We start from the raw sequence: 20,742 nt of genomic DNA on the forward strand, positions 1-20,742 counted from the left end.
CCGGTGAATTGTTTTCACGCAAAACGCGCAAAAGGAGATTTGAAACTATGCTGCAAGAAGTGATGACTGCCCCCGGCGTGATCGAATTTCAGGATGTCGCCATCCCGGAGATCAAAGAAGACCAGGTCCTTGTGAAAATGATGCGTCTCGGCATCTGCGGCTCGGACATCCACGTCTATCACGGCAAACACCCCTACACCAAATATCCCGTGACCCAGGGCCATGAGGTCTCCGGTCAGATCGTCAAAGTCGGCAGCGCCGTGACCAGCCTCTCGGCGGGACAGAAGGTCGTGCTGGAGCCGCAGGTCACCTGCGGAAAATGCTATCCCTGCACACACGGCAAATACAACCTCTGCAACGAGCTCAAGGTTATGGGCTTCCAGACCACCGGTGCCGCCAGCGAGTATTTTGCCGTCGACGCCTCCAAGGTGGACGTCATTCCGGATTCCATGTCCTATGACGAGGCAGCGCTCATCGAGCCGCTGTCCGTCACGGTCCATGCCGCGAAGCGGTTCGAGGGCCTTGTCGGCGGAAACGTCGCCATCATCGGCTGCGGCCCCATCGGCCTCCTGCTTGCGCAGTCCTGCAAGGCGCTGGGCGCGGCCAAGGTGCTTATCACCGACGTCTCCGACTACCGGCTGGAGCTTGCCCGGTCCCTCGGCGCAGATTATGCGATCAACACCGCCAGGGTCAGCTATGCCGATGCAATCGAGCAGGTATTCGGCCCCGATAAGGCCGACGTCATCTACGAGTGCGCCGGAAACAACGCCACGATGGATATGGCCATCCAAAACAGCCGCAAGGGCGCAAAGATCATCCTCGTGGCCGTCTTTGCCGACTGGGCCAAGGTGGACCTCGCCCGCCTCAACGATTCCGAGCTCACGCTCGACACCGCGATGATGTACCGCCACGAGGATTACGTGGACGCGCTGCGCATCGTGGCCGAGGGCAAGGTGCAGCTCAAGCCGCTCATCACCCGGCACTTTGCCTTCAAAGACTTCCTCGCCGCCTACCGGTACATCGACGCCAACCGCGAGCACACCATGAAGGTGGTCGTGGATATTCAGGACTGAAAAGCCTGGGAAAGGTCAAAAAGCTATGGCTATCCATGAAAAAACAGCGTCCTTCGACGTCGTTGTCATCGGCGGCGGCTTTTCCGGCGTCTGCGCCGCGATTGCCGCAGCGCGCGAGGGCGTAAAGGTCGCGATCATTCAAAACCGTTCCGTTTTCGGCGGCACCGGCAGCTCTGAAACGCGCATGCACATCGTCGGCGCCAACTGCCACTCCTCCAAGCCCAACCTGCGCGAAACCGGCATCATCGAGGAGATTCTCCTGGAAAACAAGCGCCGCAATCCCTACGCCGACTTCCCCATCTTTGACATGATCATCTGGGAGAAGGTCAAGATGGAGGAAAACATCACGGCCTTCCTCAACACCAACATTGAGGACATCGTCACGGAGGACGGCCGCATCCGCGCCGTCATCGGCCATCAGAACACCACCGAGACCCGCTGGACCGTCTGCGGAACCATCTTTGTCGACGCAACCGGCCACGGCACGGTCGGCGTGCTGGCCGGGGCGGAGAGCCGTGTCGGCTCTGAATCCAAATACGAATTCAACGAGCCCACGGCCCCCGAGCAGGCCAACAGCAACAAAATGGGCAACACCATCATGTTCGCCGCGACGGACCGCGGCGAACCGGTGACGTTTATCAAGCCGGTCTGGGCCAACACCTATACGGAAGAGGACCTAAAATACCGTCCCCACGTGGATCATGTCTGCGCCCAGGCGGACGGCGGCGGCCTTGTGACCGTTGACGCCGGCAAAAATCAGCTCCCCGAGTTCTCCAATGTCGACGCCGGCTATTGGTGGATCGAACTCGGCGGCGACTGCGACGACATCATCCAGGAGAGCGAGCAGATCCGCGACGACCTCCTGAAGGTGCTCTACGGCGTCTGGGACCACATCAAGAACCAGGCGGACCACGGCGCACAGAACCTCGATCTCGAGTGGGTCAGCATGGTGCCCGGCTACCGGGAGAGCCGCCGCCTCATCGGCGACTATATCCTCAACGAAAACGACGTCCGCGCCAACCGCGTCTTTGACGACGCCGTCGCCTACGGCGGCTGGCCGATGGATGTCCATGTGCCGGGCGGCGCAAAGGAACTGGCCAGTGTCGGCTCCCGCGTCTATAATTTCGAAGGGCACTATTCCATCCCCTATCGCTGCTACTACAGCCGCAATGTCAAAAATCTGATGCTGGCGGGCCGGGACATCAGCACCTCCAAAATGGCGTTCTCCTCCTGCCGCGTCATGGGCACCTGCGCCGTCGGCGGCCAGGCCTCCGGCACCGCCGCCGCGCTGGCGGTCCGCCATGGCTGCGATCCGCGCGAGATCGGCGAAAAGCACATCCGCGAGCTGCAGCAGCTCCTTCTGAAAAATGACTGCTACATACCCGGCCACCGCAACACCGACGAGTCCGATCTGGCGCGCAGCGCCTCGGTCTCTGCCACCAGTGAGACAGCCGGCGGCGAAGCCGTCCACGTCATCAACGGCTATTCCCGCGCCGTCGGCAAGGCTTCCAACTGCTGGATCTCCGCGCCGCTGACGCAGCCGCAGAGCCTCACGCTCACGCTCTCCGGGGCGGCCCCGGTGCAGGAGGTGCGCCTCACCTTTGACACCGATCTCAGCCATGAAATTCAGCCCTCGCTGATCAAAAATGTAAAAAAGCGCCAGGTCAAGGGCCTCCCGCACGAGCTCGTGCGGGACTACGACGTCGAGCTCCTGCTGGGCGGCGCCGTCGTGGCCGGCCGTGAGATGCGGGACAATGGACAGCGTCTGAACCGCCTCGCCTTTGACGGCACTGTCTGCGATGCCGTCCGCGTCACGGTCCGTGCGACGCACGGCTGCCCCGAGGCCCGTATCTTTGAGATTCGCGTCTACTGAGGAACTGCCATGAAATACGGAATTTATTACGCCTATTGGGAAAAGGAATGGGGCGGGAACTTCGTCCCCTACACCGAAAAATGCGCCCGTCTGGGCTTTGACATCTTGGAAGTCGCCTGCGGCGCCTTCGACCGGGAGGACGACCGCTTCTTCCGGGAGCTGGCTGCGGCTGCAAAGGCCAACGGCCTCCGCCTGACCGGCGGCTACGGCCCCCGCAAAGAGCATAACCTCGCCGGCACCGACCCCGCCCAGGTGGAGGCCGCTTTCCGCTTCTACGCCGACATGTTCCGGAAAATGGAGCTGGCCGGGATCGACCGCCTCGGCGGTGCGCTCTATTCCTACTGGCCGGCGCAGTGTACGCCGGAGACCGACAAGGCCGCCGATACGGATCGGAGCGTCGCGCGGATGCAGCGCCTTGCGGATCTTGCCGCCGATCACGGCATCACGCTCTGCATGGAAGCGCTCAACCGCTTTGAAGGCTACATGATCAACACCGCGGACGAGTGCCTCGCCTATGTCCGGGCGGTGAACCGTCCCAACGTCAAGGTCATGCTGGACACCTTCCACATGAACATTGAAGAGGATTCCCTGACGGACGCCATCCGCAAGAGCGGCCCGCTGCTGGGCCATTTCCACGTCGGCGAGGCAAACCGCCGCTGCCCGGGCCCGAACGGCCGCTTCGACTGGGCCGCCATCGGCCGGGCGCTGCGCAGCATCGGCTACGCGGGCGGTGTCGTCATGGAACCGTTCGTGCGCATGGGCGGCCAGGTCGGCCGGGACGTTTCCCTCTGGCGGGACCTCTCCGGCGGCGCAAGCAATGAACAATTGGATCAGGACGCCGCGACTTCTCTCACCTGGCTGCGCAGCGTCATGGAGGGAAAGGACACACCATGAAAGGAACCTATTTTCTGGGAAACGGCGAATTTGAAACGCGGGACATGCCGGAGCATCCCCTTGCCCCGCACGAGGTGCTCATCCGGGTAGCCGCCTGCGGCGTCTGCGGCACGGACGTCCATATCTACCACGGCGACAAGGGCTCCGCCGCGGTGACGCCGCCGGTCGTGCTGGGCCACGAGCTCTCCGGCACGGTCGCCGCCGTCGGCGCGCAGGTCACAGGGCTGCGCGTGGGCGACCATGTCACCGTTGATCCCAACTGCTACTGCGGTGCGTGCCACTACTGCCGCATCGGCAAAAAACAGCTCTGCACCAGCCTTTATGCCATCGGCGTGAACCGTGACGGCGGCTTTGCCGAATACTGCTACGCACCGGAGGCGCAGTGTTTCCTGCTCGCGCCCGATGTGCCGCTGGAGTTCGGCGCCCTGGGCGAGCCGCTGGCCTGCTGCATCCACGGCATCGACCGGGCCCAAATCCGCGTGGGCGACACGGTCCTCGTCATCGGCGGCGGTGCCATCGGCCTTCTGATGGTCCAGCTCGCAAAGCTGTCCGGCGCCTCCCAGATCCTGCTGAGCGAGCCGGTGGCCATGCGCCGCGACATCGGCCTGCAGCTCGGCGCAGACGCCGCGATCGATCCCATCCGTGAAGATCTGAGTGCGCGTATTCGGGACTGCACCGGCGTGGACGGCGTCGATGTCGTCATCGAGTGCGTCGGCAACACCGCTGCCACGGCGCAGGCCTTCGCCTCCGCCAAGCGCGGCGCCACCCTGCTGCTCTTCAGCGTCCCCAAGGCCGGCGCGACCCATCCGCTCACCCTTGAAGACGTCTATCAGAAGGAACTGAAGATCGTCGGCTCCATGATCAACCCCGACACGCACCAGCGTGCCGTCGACATGATCAACCAGGGCCGTATCCAGCTGGCCCCCATCATCACGCACCGCTTCCCGGTGGAGCAGCTCAAGGATGCCATTCTGATGCAGATGTCCAGCGAATCGCTCAAAGTCCTGGTCGGGAGCAGCTTCGGCTGATCAAAATTTCGGAAGGGCGGGGATGCCAATTCCCGCCCTTTTATGCTATACTGAAGAAAAACGACACGACGGAGAACACAACATGAAAACCTTCTCTCAGGTCGTCCGGAATTACTGGGTCGATCTCATCCTGCTGAATCTCGCCTTCCTTCTCGGCTGCATCCCGGTCGTGACCATCCCGGCCTCGCTGGCGGCGCTTTGCAGCGCGGTGCTCCGCATGCAGCGCGCACAGGACGTCCACATCTTCCGGGACTTTTTCCGTGACGTCAGAACCCGGTTCCTCCGCTCCATGCTGCCGGGCTGCATCGCGCCTGTCGGCCTTGCGCTCTTCTTCCTGGGCTGGAACGCCTGCATGGCCGCCGCTTCCGGCCGGGGCCGGCTCCCGCTGCTCGCCGCCCTGCTTTTGTGGCTCTACGTCGTTTTTGCCTTCAGCATGTACGCCGTTCCCCTTGCCGCACAGCTGGAGCTTCCGCTGCGCGCGGTATTCCGCAACGCGCTCATTCTTCTCCTGGCCCGCACCTGGCAGAATATCGCGGCGCTGCTGCTGGTGGGCGCATGCACCCTGCTGCTCCTGCTCACAAGTCCGTTTCTGCTGCCGCTGGTCCTGTTCACGCATTTTTCGCTCTGCGCGCTGATCTGCATGAGCTTTGCCGAGGGCGGCATCCGGCAATGCATTGCCGGATGAGCGTTTCCCGCCGCCGGATGTTGCAGATCCGGCGATCCTGTGTTACAATGGTCGCAAACAGGGAAGTGAGTGTGTGCCGTGGGAAAAATCGGAAAAAACAGCTTTGATATTCAGGAGAGCAACCGCGTCTCCGTCCTCCGCATTCTGTCCAAGGAGGACGTCCTGACGCGGGCGGACCTTTCCCGCATGACGGGCCTGAAGCAGGCTACGATCACCAATATCATCAACGATCTGCTTTCCTCCGGCGTCGTTTCCGAGACCGGCACACTGAAGGGCAATCTGGGCCGCCGTTCCATCGGCATCCGGCTCAACGCGGAGAACTTCAACGTGGTCGGCATCAAGATCGCCCGCCGCTCTTACAGCGTGGGCATCTTCAACATCAAAAACCAGCTTCTGGACAAGACCTATCAGAAGCTGGAACCGTCCACAGGCGCCTCCGCCGTGCTGCAGAGCCTTGTCGCCGACGCCAGGCGCCTGATCGACAAATACGGCAGCTGCTGCGCGATCGGCGTGGCCGTCCCCGGTCCCTACCTGCGCCGCGAGGGACGCATCGCCGTGATGACGGAGTTCGTCGGCTGGGAAAAGATCGACATCTACAAAAAGCTGAGCGACGCCTTCGAGCAGCCGGTCTTCGTGGAGCATGACGCCAACGCCGGAGCGCTCGGCGAATGGAACTGCAGCGCCAATATCGGAAGCGACGACGTTCTGGTCCATCTGCTGGCCAGTGAAGGCATCGGTTCCGGCGTCGTGATCGACGGGAAGATCATCAGCGGCTACCGCGGGATCTTCGGCGAGGTCGGCCACATGTCCATCAACGTCATGGGCGCGCGCTGCGTATGCGGAAACTGCGGCTGCCTTGAGATGTACTGCTCGGCGCTGGCCTTCGTCAAGGACGTGCTGGCGGAGCTGCCCAAGCATCCGGAGAGCACGCTGAATTCCGAAAAAAAGGTCACTGCGGATACCGTCTTCCACCATATGCGCCAGGGAGATTCCTTCGCGCTGTCCGCCGTGAAGCGGGTCGGCCGTTACCTAGGCTACGGCATCGCGAACATCGTGAACATCTACGATCCCAAAGAGATCGTCATCTCCGACATCATGTCCGGCGGCGGTGAAGTGATGATGTATGCCATCAAGGAGGCCGCCAAAGAACGGCTTCTGCCTGAAGTCTACAAAGACCTCATCATCCGCTATTCCAGTGTGGAGGACCTCATCCTCTACGGCGCCGCCACTGTGGCGATCGATAAGATTCTGGAAAAGATCGACGTTTTCTACCTGCAGAAGGAGGAATGACGCCGAAGCGCTCTGTAAAAAGGGGCGCAGCCCTTTGGGACAAGCTGAACTCCCGCTGTCCGGTCCGGACCGGCGGGAGTTCTCTTTTCGGGTATTCCTCCGATCTGGTGTTCCATGCTTCTCAGGGATTTGCGGAATTGATAGCGGAACAGCGTCACCGTGAAGATCACCGCAAGTCCGTCAGCAACCAGCTCGGCCAGATAGACGGCAGTGGTCTGATCGCCCATCAGGTGCGGCATCAGATCGATCAGCGGGATCAGCAGGAGAAACTTGCGCAGCACGGCCACAATGATGGAACTGAGCGCGTTCCCCGTGGAGATGAACGGCATCTGACAGGCCGTCTGCGCGCCAAAAATGAACCGTGCGCCGCAGCAGAGCCTCAGGTCATGGGCGGTAAAGTCGATCCGGGTGCTGTCGCTGGAGAAGATCTGGGCAAACAGTCGCGGGAACGCGATTACACCGGCCCAGAGCACAACCGAATCGATCATACTCGCCGTGAGCAGGAGCCGAAAACTCTTTTTTACGCGCCCGGCGTTCCCCGCGCCGAAGTTGTAGCTGGCGATAGGCTGTGCGCCCCCCAAGTCCGTGCGCAGCAGGGCAAACTGCATGACGCTCGGCAGAATCGTCCCCCGCCATAGCGCAGCAGCGAGGAGCTGAAGCACACCGTGATAATGCTCTCGCTCGACTGCATAACAAAGGAGGACATACCCAGTGCAATGCATGGCGGCAGCAGACTCAGTCCCTTCAGGAGATTGCTTCCGCTCAGACGCAGGACTGTTTTTCTTCCGCAGAGGAAGGCAATCACCCACGCACAGGAAAGGCCTTGGGAGAGCACCGTCGCAAGCACCGCGCCCTGCACGCCCAGTTTCAAGGCAAAGAGAAAGATCGGGTCGAGGACGATGTTGGCCACCGCCCCGATCAGGACGGTCGTCATGCCCATTTTGGCAAAACCCCGCCCTGTGATGAAGGCATTCGGGCCGAGGATGAGCTGCACGAAGACCGTCCCGATCGCACAAAGGCGCATGTCTTCCCCTTTCAGGTGATTTTCTTTTTTGCAGGTACTCGTTCCAATCCTTGCCGCTGCGGGGTTCCTCCACCGTCACGGCATGGCCCATTGCTGTGTAGGTTTCCTTGAGACGGCAGGCAACCTCCCGCCCCGGTGCATCTGTATCCAGACACCGGACAATGTTTTGGATCTGCAGATGATCTCGCAGCTAGACTCCCAGCGCACCATCGTAACGGCTGCAAAGTGCCACCGCGTCGGCCGTGTCCCGATGAAGCGTAAGATAACTCACACGGCCGATAGGGGCCTCGAACACGAACACCCGATCCGGCCTGGGATCGTGCGAAATGGAGAACCCGGTGTTCATATCGCTACCGGTCACATCTCCGCGAAAGCCTTTTCCATCCTGGTCATAGGCCCCACGCAGACCGGCGTATTTTACCTGTCCTGCGCTGCCTTTACCTACGAACACGCAGTTATGGTGAACGGCGTCCTCATACAGAAGGCCAGCGTTCCAAAACTGGCGGATCACCTGCGGGGCGATACCACGCTTGCGCAGGTAGGCAAACACCCTGCGGTCATCCTCGTTCCGGGGCGGTAGGCCAAAGGGCTTGGAGGACTCGTCCCGCTTGATGGGTGATATGGCATTGGTGGAGGAATCTCTTGCTCTGCCATGGAAGGCCAACAGGTACTCCACGGCTTCTGGAAAGGATTTGCCGTAAAACTGCTGCAGGAAGGTGATGGCGTCTCCGCCGATATTCCAGGAGTACCGGCCCATGTGCGCCGGTCCTTGATTCGCAGGCTATCCATCTCGGCTATGGTGTGGTATCTGCCGATCCGCAGTACCTGATAGCCCAGATGACTCAACAGCTCCGACAGATCTGTTCCTCTGGCAATTTGCATTTCAGCGTCTGTAAAGCGATTTCTGATTTTGCTTGACATGATGTCTACCTCCTTTCTCATGAAACGCAAAAAGCCGCCCAGGGGCATCCGAGGTGTTCGGATGCCCTGGGCGGCTTTTTCCCAGCCAGTATTTTCTTATGTGGCGCTTGCGGGGCTTACACGGCCTCGTCCATCTGGGTGGCGCGTCCGTGTCTGTTATGCCCTCAGAATGCGCCACACGGGCCGCGACAGGGGCCGTGTGGGGATCTCTGCTCTGCTGCTGGTGATCATAAAATGAAACCGGCACTCTATGCCTTGGCGGGAAAAGTCTATATCGGGATAGAAATTCTCCTTGCGGTGACAGATGTTAGGTTGCGGATGTCTATCCAAATTATGCGTCAGTCACCGAACGGAAAAAGAAAACCGCCGTTTCTCCGCTCTGTAAGAGAAGAGAGAAGCACGGCTGCAGATTTTTCTTCTTTTTTTTGAGGCCGGTGTGTCCGAATCACACCAGACCGTGAAAACGGCTGGGTGCATCTCAAAAATGACGCCTCTCGCGGGACAAAACCAGGGTTTTGAAAAACTCGTTTTTTTGCAACTTTTCAAGTGAAAAAGCAACGGAAAATATATAAAAACGTCGCACTTTCGTGCGACGTTTTCGGTGTTGCATCTTTCATCAACACATTTTGGTGCGGATGACGGGACTCGAACCCGTACGTCCATGGGACACTAGCACCTCAAGCTAGCCAGTCTACCAGTTCCAGCACATCCGCATACATCAGAAGAAAGCCTTGCCGGAAAAGCTACTTGACTATTATAGCGGTACCGCACTGGTTTGTCAACCGTATTTTTCCCGCAGCGGGCTCCCCTGTTCAAGCATCCGCGGCTTCCTGCGCGCTTTATCCGGCGCCTTCCGCGCGCAGAATATGAGGTGGAACTCCGGTCCCTCCGGGTGTATACTACGAATGCCGAAAAGTTTTGCTTGACCTTCCATCCGGTGGAGGGTATATCTTAGACCAGTGGGAGGTGAAACGATGAAAATCAACGAGGTGGAACAACTGGTCGGAGTGACCAAACGCAACATCCGCTTCTATGAAAAAGAGGGGCTTCTCTCCCCCGGCCGCAATAAGGAAAACGGCTATCGGGATTACGGGGAGGCCGACGTGACCGTGCTGCGTCAGATCAAGCTGCTGCGCAAGCTGGACGTGCCCTTGGAGGAGATCCGCCGGATGCAGCAGGGCGCTCTCACGCTGACCGACGGCCTGCGGCGGCATATGATCCAGCTGGAACGCCAGCAGCAAAACCTGGCCACGATGCAGCGCCTGTGTCAGGAGCTTGCGGATGCGGGCGCGCAGCTGCCCGGTCTGGAGGCAGACGACTGGCTGGGGCGCATGGAACGTATGGAACAGGAGGGAACCAGATTTGTGAATATCCGAAAAAAAGATACCATGGCCCGCTACCTGGGCCCAGTGATCGCGGCACTGGTCTTCGTGGGCCTGATGGGGCTGACCATCGCCTTTCTCGTATGGGCCTGCACCGTGGACCCTGTAGACCGGCCGCCCCTGGGCCTGCTGATCTTTCTGATTGCCGCGCCGATGGTGGTCATTGTCGGCGTGGTGCTGGCCCTGATCCAGCGCATCAAACAAATACAAGGAGGAGAAGAGGATGCTGCTTCTCAATATTGATTCCATCCCCGGGAAAAAAATCGAGGCCCTGACCATCGTCAAGGGCAGTGTGGTCCAGTCCAAGAACTTCGGCAAGGATTTTATGGCCGGCATGAAGACCCTGGTAGGCGGCGAGATCGAGAGTTACACCCAGATGCTGGTGGAGGCCCGGCAGATCGCCACCAAGCGCATGGTGGATGAGGCCCAGGCGCTGGGTGCAGACGCCGTCATCAACGTGCGCTACGCCTCCGCCTCGGTGATGCAGGGGGCGGCGGAGGTGACCGCCTACGGTACCGCAGTGAAGATCGTGGGCGAGGCATAGATCCATATGCTGAAGATCGAACATTTTTCCAAGACCTATCCCGGCGGAAAGCGGGCGGTGGATGACCTGAGCCTGAACGTTGCACCCGGTGAAATCTTTGGCTTTATCGGCCACAACGGAGCGGGCAAGACCACCACTCTGCGTGCGGTCGCCGGGGTGATGGACTTTACCGAGGGGACCATCGTCATCGACGGCCACGATATCCGCCGCCAGAGCATCGCCGCCAAGGCGGTGACCGCTTTCCTGCCGGACAATCCGGACCTGTACGACTTTCTCACCGGGATCCAATACCTGAACTTTATCGCCGACCTGTATGAGCTCCCCGGCGGAGTGCGTCAGGAGCGCATCGCCAAGTACGCCGACGCCTTCCAGCTCACCGGCAGCCTGGGCAGCGCGGTGGGCGGGTATTCCCACGGCATGAAGCAGAAGCTCGCTCTCATCTCCGCCCTGATGCGGAAGCCCCGTCTGCTGATCCTGGACGAACCCTTCGTGGGCCTGGACCCCGCCGCCTCCCACCTGCTCAAGGGCTATCTGGCGGAGCTGTGCGCGGCAGGCGGCGCCGTGTTCTTTTCCACCCACGTGCTGGAGGTGGCTGAAAAGCTCTGCCACCGGATCGCCATCATCAAGGACGGCCGCCTGGTGCGCCAGGGGGCCACTGCGGAGTTGGTGGGCGACTCCACACTGGAGGAGGTCTTTTTGGAACTGGAGGGAGCGAGCCAGCCATGAGGAAATTCCGCTCGCTTCTCTCCCTCAACTTTCGGGCCATGCTCACCACCTTCCGGTTCGGCGGGCGAAAATCCGGCCGTCATGCGACGGGCGCCGGCGCCCTGCTTCTGCTGGCCGGCCTGTCCCTCTATCTCTCCGGCGTATACAGCTTTCTCTTTGCCGCTCAGCTGGCCCAGGTGGGGCAGCTCTCGCTGCTGCTGCCCATCATGTCCCTGCTGGCGGTGGTCATGGGGGTGCTCTTCTCCCTCTTCGCCGCACAAGGCGTGGTCTTCGGGACCCGGGACAACGACTTGATGCTGGCTCTGCCCGTATCCGCCTTTACGCTGATGCTCTCCCGTACGCTGGCGCTCTATCTGGAGAATCTGGTCTCGGTATTTTTTATGCTGCTGCCCGCCGGGGCGGCCTATCTGTGGCACGGAGGCGGGGGCGGCGTGGTCTTCTTCCTGCTGCTGATCCTCTCGGCCCTGTTTCTGGCCTTGCTGCCTACCCTCATTTCCCTGACGGCCGGATACGTGCTGGCCGTGCTCTCCGGTAAAACGGCCCGGCGGGCGCTCTGGTCCAATCTGTTTTATCTGCTCTTTTTCCTCCTGCTCTTCTGGGGACTGTTCCGCTTCAACCGCATCCTGACCCAGATGGGGCAGGCGGCCGGGAGCATCCGCACCGCCCTGTCGGGCTGGGCGCTGCCCCTGCTGCTGATGGAGCGGGGCCTCTGCAGCGGGGACGCGTTGGCTTTGCTGGGCTTCTTTGCCCTGTGCCTGCTTCCCTTTCTGCTGGTGGTACGTCTGTTTGCCATGCGGTACAAGCAGATCGTCACCCGGCTCTCGGCCCGCTCGGTACGCTCGGACTACCGGCTGGAGCGTCTGTCCTCCGCCGGACCGCGGCGCGCCTTGCTGAAGCGGGAGGCGCTGCGCTTTTTCGGCACCCCCGTCTACCTGTTCAACGCCGGCTTCGGCCTGCTCCTGCTGCCGGTGGCAGGCGTGGCGGCGCTGTTCCAGCGCGCCCGGCTGGATGCGCTGCTGGCGCAGGTGGAGGCCGGGGGTCTGACGCTCCCCCTGACCGGCCTGCTGGCGGCGGGGATATGGTTCGTGCTCTCCACTGCGGCGGTGACCGCCTCCTCCATCAGCCTGGAGGGAAACCGGCTGTGGATCCTGAAAGAGGCTCCTGTGGGCACCGCCACGCTGTTTCGGATTAAGGCCGGTTTCCAGCTGCTGCTCACCCTCCCCTGCCTGCTGACGGGTACCGCGCTGCTCTCCCTGGCGCTGGGCCTGTCCTGGCTGGACGGACTGCTGGTGGCGCTCTCCGGGATCGCCTTCGCGCTCTTTACCGCCCCATTCGGACTTTATGTCAACCTCTGCTTCCCCAAGCTGGATGCACTCAGCGACGCGGCGGTGGTCAAGCAGTCCGCCGCCTCGCTCATCGGCGTTCTGGTCCCCATGGCCGTCTCTCTGGCGGGGCTTTTGCTGCAGATCGCTCTGGGCGGCCTGGTGGGCGAGTCCCTGCTCCTGCTGGTATGCACCGCTGCGCTGCTGGTGTGCGCCGCTCTGATGGAGCGTCATCTGCTCCGAGCGGGGGCCGCGCGCTTTCAGGCGCTGTGATCGTCGAAACAGCGGCAAAGCCGCTTTTCCGAGAGGGCTGACGCGGGCTTTGGGGGCCAGCGGACGCCCGGCCTTGCCCCTGCTCCGGCATCCAAAAATGACAAATGGAAACAAATCGGGAACGGGCCTTGCGTCCGCTCCCGATTTGTCGTACAATCAGGTGACATAATATTTTGTCCTTTGAGGAGGCCCCTCTATGAACCGAACACACCGCGCCAGCCTGCTGGCCGTTCCGCTGGCCCTGTCTCTGCTCCTCCCTCCCGCCGCCCAGGCCCTGGACCTGGACCAGGCCCGGATGCTGTTGGGCACCTATTACATCGACCCCATTCCGGAAGAAATTTTATATCTGCCCACACTGGAGGAGATCCTGGGCGCGCTGGGCGACCCCTATACCTACTACTTCACGCCGGAGGAATACCGGCAGTTTACCGGCTCCATGAGCGATCAAGCCCTTGTGGGCATCGGCGTGGCCTACCGTCTCACTGCGGAGGGCCTTTCCCTCCAGCGGGTATATGCGGATACCCCGGCGGAGGAGGCCGGACTGATGGCCGGGGATGTGATCGTAGCCGTGGAAGGCCGGCGCCCCGGCGCGGGAGAGAGCCCCGAACTGCTCTCCTCCTGGCTGCAGGGGGAGACGGGCACCCAGGTCGCTCTGACCTACCTCCGCGGCGGAACGGAGTATACGCTCACCGTACAGCGGCGGGCCATCGTACTGCCCGCCACCGTCAGCGAGCTTTGGGACGGCCACATCGGCTACATCGACTGCGATACCTTCGGAGGCGAAACGCTGGCGCACTTTACCCAGGCCATCGACGCCTATGGAGCGCAGGCCGACGTGTGGGTGGTGGACCTGCGCGGCAACGGCGGCGGCGAAGTCAACGCCGCCATCCAGTCCACCGCCTGCTTTACCGGCGCGGGTGTGCTGGCCTGGCTGCGGGACAGCGGCGGCCGTTACCAGGGCTACGGTGCGGAGGAGGCGGCCCGCACCGATTCCCCCGTCATCCTTCTGACCGACAGCGAGACTGCCAGCGCCTCCGAGCTGTTCGCCGCGGGGGTGCGGGATACCGGGGCGGGCCTGATCATCGGGGAACGCACCTTCGGCAAGGGCGTGGGGCAGAACGTATTCGACCAAACCTCCTATCCCCTGCTCTTTGCCGAGGGGGACGCCATCAAGATCACCGCTTTCCGCTTCTTCTCCCCCGGCGGCAGCACTACCGACATGATCGGGGTGATCCCGCATCTGCTGGTCGCGCCGGGCCATGCCGCCGCAGTTGCCCGGCTCCTGTCCTCCCCCGCGCCGGAGGGGGACAACCGCGGTATGCTGCGCATCGACTTCGGCCGCAGCTGGTATGTGGACCTGGAGCAGGCCCTCTCTGAGGACTACCGCGCCGCCTTTCGCGCTCTGCTGGAGGCCCTGCCCTCCGCCGTGCGGGTCTTTCAGGGCAGCGGAGCCGATTGGAACACCATCTCTCCCGCGGACCTGGCCGCCCGGTGCGGCCTGGAGGCGTATCAGCGCCGCGGCTTTTCGGATACGGCCCAATCCCGCTTTGCCGCCCAGATCGACGCCTTGGCTGCCTACGGCGTGGTGCAGGGCTCCGGCGACGGGTTCTTCCGCCCCTTCGACACCCTGACCCGGGCCCAGCTCTGTGCCCTGCTGGCTCAGGCGCTCCACTGCGACGTGCCTTCCGGCGAAAGCCACTTCTCCGACGTAGCGATGGACGCGTGGTATGGCCCTGCCGTCAACGCCCTGGCGGAAATGAGCCTGGTCAACGGTGTGGGCGGCGGCTTGTTCCGCCCCGACGACCTTGTGACCCACGAACAGTTCATCGCCATCATGGGCCGCCTGGGCCGGCGGCTGAACATGTATCTGGACAGCTCCGCCCGTCAGGTCCCGGACACCCTGGCGCTCTATGAAGCCCTGGCCCCTTACGCCGACTGGTCCCGGGAGGGCGCGTGGCTGCTGGCCATGAGTCAGACCGATGCGAGCGGCAAAACGGGCACCCTGCTGTGGGACAGCCTCTATGCCATCGCCCCCGGCGAGGCTACTACCCGGGATGAGGCCGCCTACCTCACCTGTTCCCTGCTCTCCTACATCGGCGTTCTCCCGGTCTAGGCCTCCTGCCTTTTTCCGCAGCCCGGCGATTTTTCGCCGGGCTGCGGCTCGTCTTCAGACTGATTTCAGGTTTCCGTGCTATACTTCGCTTACTACAAAAGGTTGGGATGTGATTTTTTATGGGTAAAAAGCTGTTTTCGCTTCTTTTGACCGCAGCCCTGCTGCTCAGTTCCGGCGTGACCGCCTGCGCGGCCTCCGCCAGCAGCGGCGAGGTGCTCATCACGCTCTCCGACAGCGGCGTCAAGGTGGATGGAACGCCTGCCTCCGCCGATCCCGCCGACGCAGTCTATACCGGGGCGGATATCATCTATTATGCGGACGGCACCGACAGTACCTACGGCGAGGGCTCCGCAGAGGAGATGCACTCCGCTGAGGAGGCCGGCGCCCACACCCGGGTCACCATCACCCGGCCGGGCACCTACCGCATCACCGGAACGCTGTCCAGGGGACAGATCTTCGTGGACCTGGGCGACGGGGCCAAAACCGATCCCGGCGCGGTGGTCACCCTGATTTTGGACAACGTCGATCTCACCTGCACCGTGGCTCCGGCCGTTTTCTTCTACCAGGTCTATGAGTGCGATACGGACTGGGTGGCCTACGATGCGGGCGGCGCAGAGGATTACGCCGCCTCCGGCGTGGCGGACACCTCCGCGGCCGGTGCCAACGTGATCCTCGCTGCGGGCAGCGAGAACAACATCACCGGCTCTCACGTGGCCCGTATCTACAAGGAGGGCACGACCAAGAAGCTGCACAAGTACGACGGGGCCTTTTATTCCCGCATGAGCATGAACCTCAGCGGCGACAACGGCGACGATACCGGCGTGCTCAACATCGTGGCCGACAACGAGGGTCTGGACTCCGAACTGCACCTGACCATCAACGGCGGCACCATCTGCATCGAAAGTCAGGACGACGGCATCAACACCAACGAGGACGGCGTATCCGTGACCACCATCAACGGCGGCAGCCTGACCGTCAACGCCGGGCTGGGGTCTGAAGGCGACGGCATTGACTCCAACGGATATCTCACCATCAACGGCGGCGCCATCTGGACCATGGCCAACGAGACCTCTCCGGACGGCGGCATCGACGCCGATGGCGCCATTACCATCAACGGCGGCACGCTGTACGCGTTCGGCACCCGCAACGACGCGGCGGACAGCGACTCGGCGCAGCCCTATCTGGAGCTCTCCTTTGCCTCCACGCTCCCGGCGGGCAGCCAGGTCACGCTCACCGACGCCGAGGGCAGCACGCTCTGGAGCGCCGTCACCCGGAAAACGTGCCAGTCCATTACCCTGACTGCGCCCACGCTGGCGCTGAATACCGTCTATTCCGTCTCTGTGGACGGCGTGCTCCAATGCTACAGCGGCAACCAATCGGGCATGATGGGCGGCTTCGGGGCAGGCCAGCGGCCCGGAGCGGGGCCCCTTCCCGACGGCTTTGAACCACCGGAGAACTTCCAGCCCGGCGCGGAGGGCCAGCCCCCCGCGCTGCCCGAGGACTTCGACCCGTCTCAGATGGGGCAGCGCCCGGAAAACGGCGGGGCCGGGACCCCGCCTGAGGGCGGCCAGGACATGGAGCGCCCTCAGGGCCAGGGCTTTGGCGGCGGTATGGGCGCACAGCAGGGCCAGGCCGGCGGCTCCGGCTCCACCGAGTTTATTCTGACCGAGGCCGTCAAGAGTTTCTCCGGGGTCTGTGATTCCGACGCCTCCGGCAAGACCCGGGTCAGCTTCACCGTCAACGGCGGCGCGGGCATGTCCAGCATCGCCTCCGGCCAGAGCGTGGCCCTCGCCGACATCCAGGCCAGTGTGGAAGATCTGGACGACAGCCAGATCCAGCTCACCATCACCGACGTTCCCAGCGAAAATTACGCGGAATCCTGCCTGCTCTCCGACGGTGCGCAGGCCATTGCCGCTATCCTGCCCACCGAGGACGGCGTCTATCAGCTCACCGTGGCCGTACGCAGCGGCACGCAGCAGTATGTGGGCGCCAGTCAGTGGCAGTTCACTGTGGGCGCGCCGCCCTTCCGGGATGTGCCGCAGAGCAGCGATGCGTATGAGGCGGTCAAATTCGTCTATGACAGCGGCCTGATGGAGGGCACCGGCGGGAACCGCTTCTCCCCCGACGCCGCCGTGACCCGCGCCCAGGCCATTACGGTGCTGGCACGCATGGCCGGCGCCGTGCAGGCGGAGAGCGACGCCTGTTCCGACGTCTCCTCCGGCTCCTGGTACAGCGGTTATGTGGGCTGGGCCGTCACGAACGGCATCGTGGAAGGGGATGGCCAGGGCCGCTTCCTCCCGGACGAAGCCGTTACCGGGACTCAGATGGAGCAGATGCTCACCCGCTGCGCCGCTTTGGCCAATCTCTCCTATGACGCCTCCAACGCTTCTGCCCAGCCCCTCACCCGGGCCCAGCTGGCCCAGATGCTGCTGGCCTTCTCCCAAGCCGAATGACAGAACTGCAGCAAACCGGCCGCGGATCATAAAGATCCGCGGCCGGTTCTCTCTGTTCCGGTCCCGCCTTCCTGATGCCGGGACGGCGCATCCCTCTTCGGGCGTGCCGGCCCGCGTCAGCCAAAGGTATATTTGCGGTAGAGCGTTAAGATCTCCTGCTGTACTCTGGCCGGGATCGGCCGGACTTCGAAGTCCGGCCGGGCAATGTAATAGCCCTGGATGTAATCCACACCGCAGGCAATGACCGTCTCCAGCTCCGCCGCGGTCTCCACGCCCTCCGCCAGCACCTGGATATTCCGCGTGCCGGCATAGCCGATCAGGCTGTTGAGCAGATCCCGCCGGTCCGGGTCTGCGTCGATGCCCCGAATAATGGACACGTCTACCTTGACCAGGTCGGGGGCATACTCCATCAGCACCGCCTCGCTGTTGAAGCCGGTACCGTAGTCGTCCAGCGCCAGCTGGGCGTTCCACAGCTGCGCCCGGTGCTTTTTCCGGCTGGTGATGTTCCCCACGGACGCCTCCCCCTCCGTGATCTCGATGACCACCCGGGAGAGCAGGCGGCCGTAGCGCTGCTCCAGGGCCGCCAGATCCTCGTCGGTAAGGCATTGGCTGGCCACGGAGTTGATGAATACTCTTTGCCCGGGCGCGATCATCCCGGTCCGATCCAGCCGGTCGAAAGCGGCCAGCGTCTCAGCCCAGGTCAACTCCTCGATCTGCAGCAGCTTGGACTCCGCCTTCGCCAGCAAAAACAGGGAACGAAGGTCCTTCAGCTGCTCCAGCTGGGGGCGCATAAGCATCTCATAGCCATACACACCCCCGTCCGCTACGGAAACGATGGGCTGCAGAGCATAGCGCACCAGTCTGCCGTCGATCATGCGGTTCAGCGCGTCCTGGCCCTGGATCAGGATGGAATTGCGCTCGTAATCCTCCCGGTCAAATTCCTGAATCCGGCCTTTGACCGTGTGCTTGATGGAGTACATGGCAAAATCCGCCATACGCAGCAGTTCCTCATAATTCCCGGCGTCCCGCGGGTACCAGGCAAGCCCGCCGGACGCCCGTACCCGCATCCGATCCCCCGTGGACAACACCAGGCTGGCCTCGCCCACCTCGTCCCAGAATCGTTTCAGGCAGGCACGAACCGCCTCCTGATTCTCGTAGCCGTACAGGAACACGTTGAACTCGTCTCCCGAACGGCGGCCCACCACGCTGCGGCAGCAATAGAAGGACTCCAGACACTTGGCGAATGCCTGGATGTAGCGATCCCCATAGTCGTGTCCATAGGTATCATTGACGTATTTCAGATTATCCAGATCCAGCATCAGCAGCGCGGCCACCTGCAGCCGGCCCCGCCGCGCAGGAGAAAAAAGCTTGCGCAGCTGCTGGTCGAACGCCCGGCGGTTATAGAGGTCGGTCAGGATGTCGAAATCCCGCTCGTACTCGATCCTCCGCTTCTCCTCCACGTCCCGGGTCACATCCTCAAAGGCGCCAAGGATCGTGTCTCCCTCCTCCCGCCAGGTCAGCTGCACCCAGCGGTTCCCGCTGCCTTCGCCGGGCAGGCGGTAGATGGCCGGCTCCCCGCTGTATTGATAGGCCCGCAGGTGCTCCATCCGGCCCCGAAATTCCGCCGAGGTCAGATAGGTGTCCTCCTCCGGCACCGGCCAGCCCATCAGCTCGCACAGGCTGCGGCTGCAGAAAACGCTCTGGCCGTCCTTCTGATACTTGAAAACGCCGATGGGGATGTGGATCATGGCAAGGATCTTGGAGGTGCGGGAGGCCGACTCTGTGGCCGAATTGGACAGGTTTTCGATTGCGCCGGTAAGGGCGTCGATTTCCGACATTCCCAGCCGCGGCAGCCGGATGGGCTTATCCGGGTCGCTCTTCTCCAGCGCCGAGACCAGGTTGGTCAGCGGCTTGGTCAGATAGCGGGCCGCCAGCAGCATCAGGCATACCCCCAGGGCCAGGCACACCAGGGCGCTGACCAGGATCAACCGCTGGATGCGCTGCGTGCTGGCCAGCAAATGCGCTCCGTTCTGCAGGCCGACCAGCGCCCACTGTTCCTTTTCGAAGGGCGTATTGACGTTGTAAAGCTTCAGCGGCTGGACCACGCCGTACAGGGTGCGCGTCCCCTGCCGAAAGCACACCACCCCCTCCTGGTCGGTCTGCTGCGGGGCGATGGACGGCGCCTGACCGAACCATGCGATGAAATTGGCGCCGCTGGTGCATACCGTGGTATAGGTCGTTCCGCCATCCCGGCTGATCCCCAGGAAGTACGCCCCCGCCGTGCCGTCTCCCAGCTCCTGATACCGCAGCTGTCCGGCCACGTAGTCGCAGCTCACGTCGACGCCCAGCACGCCCAGAAGGGTCCCGTCTTCCCAGATCAGCGGGACGGAATAAGCGATCACGTCCCGGTCCAGTTCGCTCAGCCGGAACCGGCCGCTCCAGTGGTAAAAGTATTCCCTGCTGCGGTTCTCCGGCTCCACTGCGGCAGCCGCCTGCAGCGGTGCAAAAAAATATTGGTTTTCCGGCGCAGGCGCATCATCCAGGTCAAAAAAAGCGCTCCAATAGCTGTCCAGCGCCACGCCGTTCTCCCGTGCCACCGAAGGCAGTCCCCGTTCCAGAAGCAGATCCGCGTTGCCCGCGGCATAGCTGGCCGGGTCGTAATCCCGCACATAAAACCCGGGGCGTCCGCCCTCCTCCTCCGTGTTGTCCAATACCAGGAAAGCCCCCGTGACGCCGTTGCGGCGGAGCATAGCGATGACATGCTCCGCCGTATCGGCTACCAGCTGCCGGCAAAGGACGCTGTCCTTCAGCAGCGCTTCCGCCGTCAATCCATACTCGTCCAGAAGTTCCCCCACGGCGGCATAGACGTCGTTCTCCCCCTCCCGGGTGTTGGACCAGCGCTCCACCATATCGTTGCCCAGATCCAGGGCGCGGTTGGCGGTCTGCTCCCGAAAGATGGAAAAGGCGTTTTTTCTCGCCTCTCCCTGCACCCCGCCTTTGAAAAACACCAGCAGGTAGACTGCCGTCTGCAGCAGGAGCAGCACCATCAGCATCAGCAGCAGCCGTCTTCGGATGGAGCCGCTGCGGACGGCCGCCCGCCCCTGCCTTTTTCTTTTCCGCAAACGGCTCCACCTCCTTGTT

General features: G+C 62.5%; 17 protein-coding genes, 1 tRNA gene and 1 pseudogene. 13 read left to right on the forward strand and 6 right to left on the reverse strand.

What is annotated here, in order from left to right; genetic code table 11:
* Positions 1-47 precede the first annotated feature (47 nt).
* The 6 genes from NE547_RS12750 to NE547_RS12775 all read left to right on the forward strand — a co-directional run bounded on the left by NE547_RS12750 (position 48) and on the right by NE547_RS12775 (position 6,843).
* Positions 48-1,073 carry a zinc-binding dehydrogenase gene (locus NE547_RS12750; protein WP_186907027.1) on the forward strand — a complete coding sequence of 342 codons (1,026 nt, stop codon included), beginning with the start codon at positions 48-50 and terminating at the stop codon, positions 1,071-1,073.
* Between the two features lie 25 nt (positions 1,074-1,098).
* The gene (locus NE547_RS12755) at positions 1,099-2,946 is read left to right on the forward strand and encodes an FAD-dependent oxidoreductase (protein ID WP_256176101.1); all 1,848 of its coding nucleotides are present in this window, start codon (positions 1,099-1,101) and stop codon (positions 2,944-2,946) included.
* 9 nt (positions 2,947-2,955) lie between these two features.
* Positions 2,956-3,840: a sugar phosphate isomerase/epimerase gene (locus tag NE547_RS12760; RefSeq protein ID WP_256176102.1), complete on the forward strand. Its 885-nt coding sequence runs from the start codon at positions 2,956-2,958 to the stop codon at positions 3,838-3,840.
* On the forward strand, positions 3,837-4,868 hold the full coding sequence (locus NE547_RS12765; RefSeq protein WP_186907024.1) for a zinc-dependent alcohol dehydrogenase family protein: 1,032 nt from the start codon (positions 3,837-3,839) through the stop codon (positions 4,866-4,868). The genes NE547_RS12760 and NE547_RS12765 overlap by 4 nt, the downstream gene beginning before the upstream one ends.
* A gap of 82 nt (positions 4,869-4,950) precedes the next feature.
* Positions 4,951-5,553 carry a YesL family protein gene (locus NE547_RS12770; RefSeq protein WP_186907023.1) on the forward strand — a complete coding sequence of 201 codons (603 nt, stop codon included), beginning with the start codon at positions 4,951-4,953 and terminating at the stop codon, positions 5,551-5,553.
* A 78-nt stretch (positions 5,554-5,631) separates the two neighbouring features.
* On the forward strand, positions 5,632-6,843 hold the full coding sequence (locus tag NE547_RS12775) for an ROK family transcriptional regulator (RefSeq protein ID WP_186907022.1): 1,212 nt from the start codon (positions 5,632-5,634) through the stop codon (positions 6,841-6,843).
* On the opposite strand, the gene NE547_RS12780 is transcribed toward NE547_RS12775, so the two are convergent.
* From NE547_RS12780 to NE547_RS12795, 4 genes and pseudogenes are all read right to left on the reverse strand, one after another.
* On the reverse strand, positions 6,822-7,451 hold the full coding sequence (locus NE547_RS12780; RefSeq protein WP_256176103.1) for an MATE family efflux transporter: 630 nt from the start codon (positions 7,449-7,451) through the stop codon (positions 6,822-6,824). The genes NE547_RS12775 and NE547_RS12780 overlap by 22 nt on opposite strands.
* On the reverse strand, positions 7,364-7,867 hold the full coding sequence (locus NE547_RS12785) for a polysaccharide biosynthesis C-terminal domain-containing protein (protein ID WP_243204704.1): 504 nt from the start codon (positions 7,865-7,867) through the stop codon (positions 7,364-7,366). The genes NE547_RS12780 and NE547_RS12785 overlap by 88 nt, the downstream gene beginning before the upstream one ends.
* 91 nt (positions 7,868-7,958) lie before the next feature.
* A pseudogene (locus NE547_RS18660) lies at positions 7,959-8,057 on the reverse strand (hypothetical protein); the annotation flags it as partial.
* The gene (locus NE547_RS12795) at positions 8,058-8,624 is read right to left on the reverse strand and encodes a DUF3991 domain-containing protein (RefSeq protein ID WP_256176104.1); all 567 of its coding nucleotides are present in this window, start codon (positions 8,622-8,624) and stop codon (positions 8,058-8,060) included.
* A 398-nt stretch (positions 8,625-9,022) separates the two neighbouring features.
* Between NE547_RS12795 and NE547_RS12800 the strand changes: the two genes are divergently transcribed.
* A complete protein-coding gene (locus tag NE547_RS12800) occupies positions 9,023-9,217 on the forward strand; it encodes a hypothetical protein (protein WP_186907021.1) in 195 nt (64 codons plus the stop codon).
* A gap of 198 nt (positions 9,218-9,415) precedes the next feature.
* On the opposite strand, the gene NE547_RS12805 is transcribed toward NE547_RS12800, so the two are convergent.
* Positions 9,416-9,501: transfer RNA gene (locus NE547_RS12805), tRNA-Leu, on the reverse strand.
* A 261-nt stretch (positions 9,502-9,762) separates the two neighbouring features.
* Between NE547_RS12805 and NE547_RS12810 the strand changes: the two genes are divergently transcribed.
* The 6 genes from NE547_RS12810 (at position 9,763) to NE547_RS12835 (ending at position 17,601) form a co-directional block, all read left to right on the forward strand.
* The gene (locus NE547_RS12810) at positions 9,763-10,413 is read left to right on the forward strand and encodes a MerR family transcriptional regulator (RefSeq protein ID WP_256176105.1); all 651 of its coding nucleotides are present in this window, start codon (positions 9,763-9,765) and stop codon (positions 10,411-10,413) included.
* Positions 10,394-10,714, forward strand: a complete 321-nt coding sequence (locus NE547_RS12815; RefSeq protein WP_256176106.1) for a YbjQ family protein — start codon at positions 10,394-10,396, stop codon at positions 10,712-10,714. Before NE547_RS12810 ends, NE547_RS12815 begins: the two co-directional genes overlap by 20 nt.
* A gap of 6 nt (positions 10,715-10,720) precedes the next feature.
* A complete protein-coding gene (locus NE547_RS12820) occupies positions 10,721-11,440 on the forward strand; it encodes an ABC transporter ATP-binding protein (RefSeq protein ID WP_186907018.1) in 720 nt (239 codons plus the stop codon).
* Positions 11,437-13,035 carry a hypothetical protein gene (locus tag NE547_RS12825; protein ID WP_186907017.1) on the forward strand — a complete coding sequence of 533 codons (1,599 nt, stop codon included), beginning with the start codon at positions 11,437-11,439 and terminating at the stop codon, positions 13,033-13,035. The genes NE547_RS12820 and NE547_RS12825 overlap by 4 nt, the downstream gene beginning before the upstream one ends.
* A gap of 196 nt (positions 13,036-13,231) precedes the next feature.
* On the forward strand, positions 13,232-15,148 hold the full coding sequence (locus NE547_RS12830; protein WP_256176107.1) for a S41 family peptidase: 1,917 nt from the start codon (positions 13,232-13,234) through the stop codon (positions 15,146-15,148).
* 119 nt (positions 15,149-15,267) lie between these two features.
* Positions 15,268-17,601 (forward strand): carbohydrate-binding domain-containing protein, encoded by a 2,334-nt coding sequence (locus NE547_RS12835; RefSeq protein ID WP_256176108.1) that lies wholly within the window; start codon positions 15,268-15,270, stop codon positions 17,599-17,601.
* A gap of 116 nt (positions 17,602-17,717) precedes the next feature.
* Here the strand turns inward: NE547_RS12835 and NE547_RS12840 are convergent, their stop codons facing one another.
* On the reverse strand, positions 17,718-20,723 hold the full coding sequence (locus NE547_RS12840) for a bifunctional diguanylate cyclase/phosphodiesterase (protein WP_256176109.1): 3,006 nt from the start codon (positions 20,721-20,723) through the stop codon (positions 17,718-17,720).
* Positions 20,724-20,742: the final 19 nt, after the last annotated feature.

It is taken from the genome of Flavonifractor sp. DFI.6.63 (assembly GCF_024462255.1).
In the GTDB taxonomy this organism is placed as follows: domain Bacteria; phylum Bacillota; class Clostridia; order Oscillospirales; family Oscillospiraceae; genus Lawsonibacter_A; species Lawsonibacter_A hominis.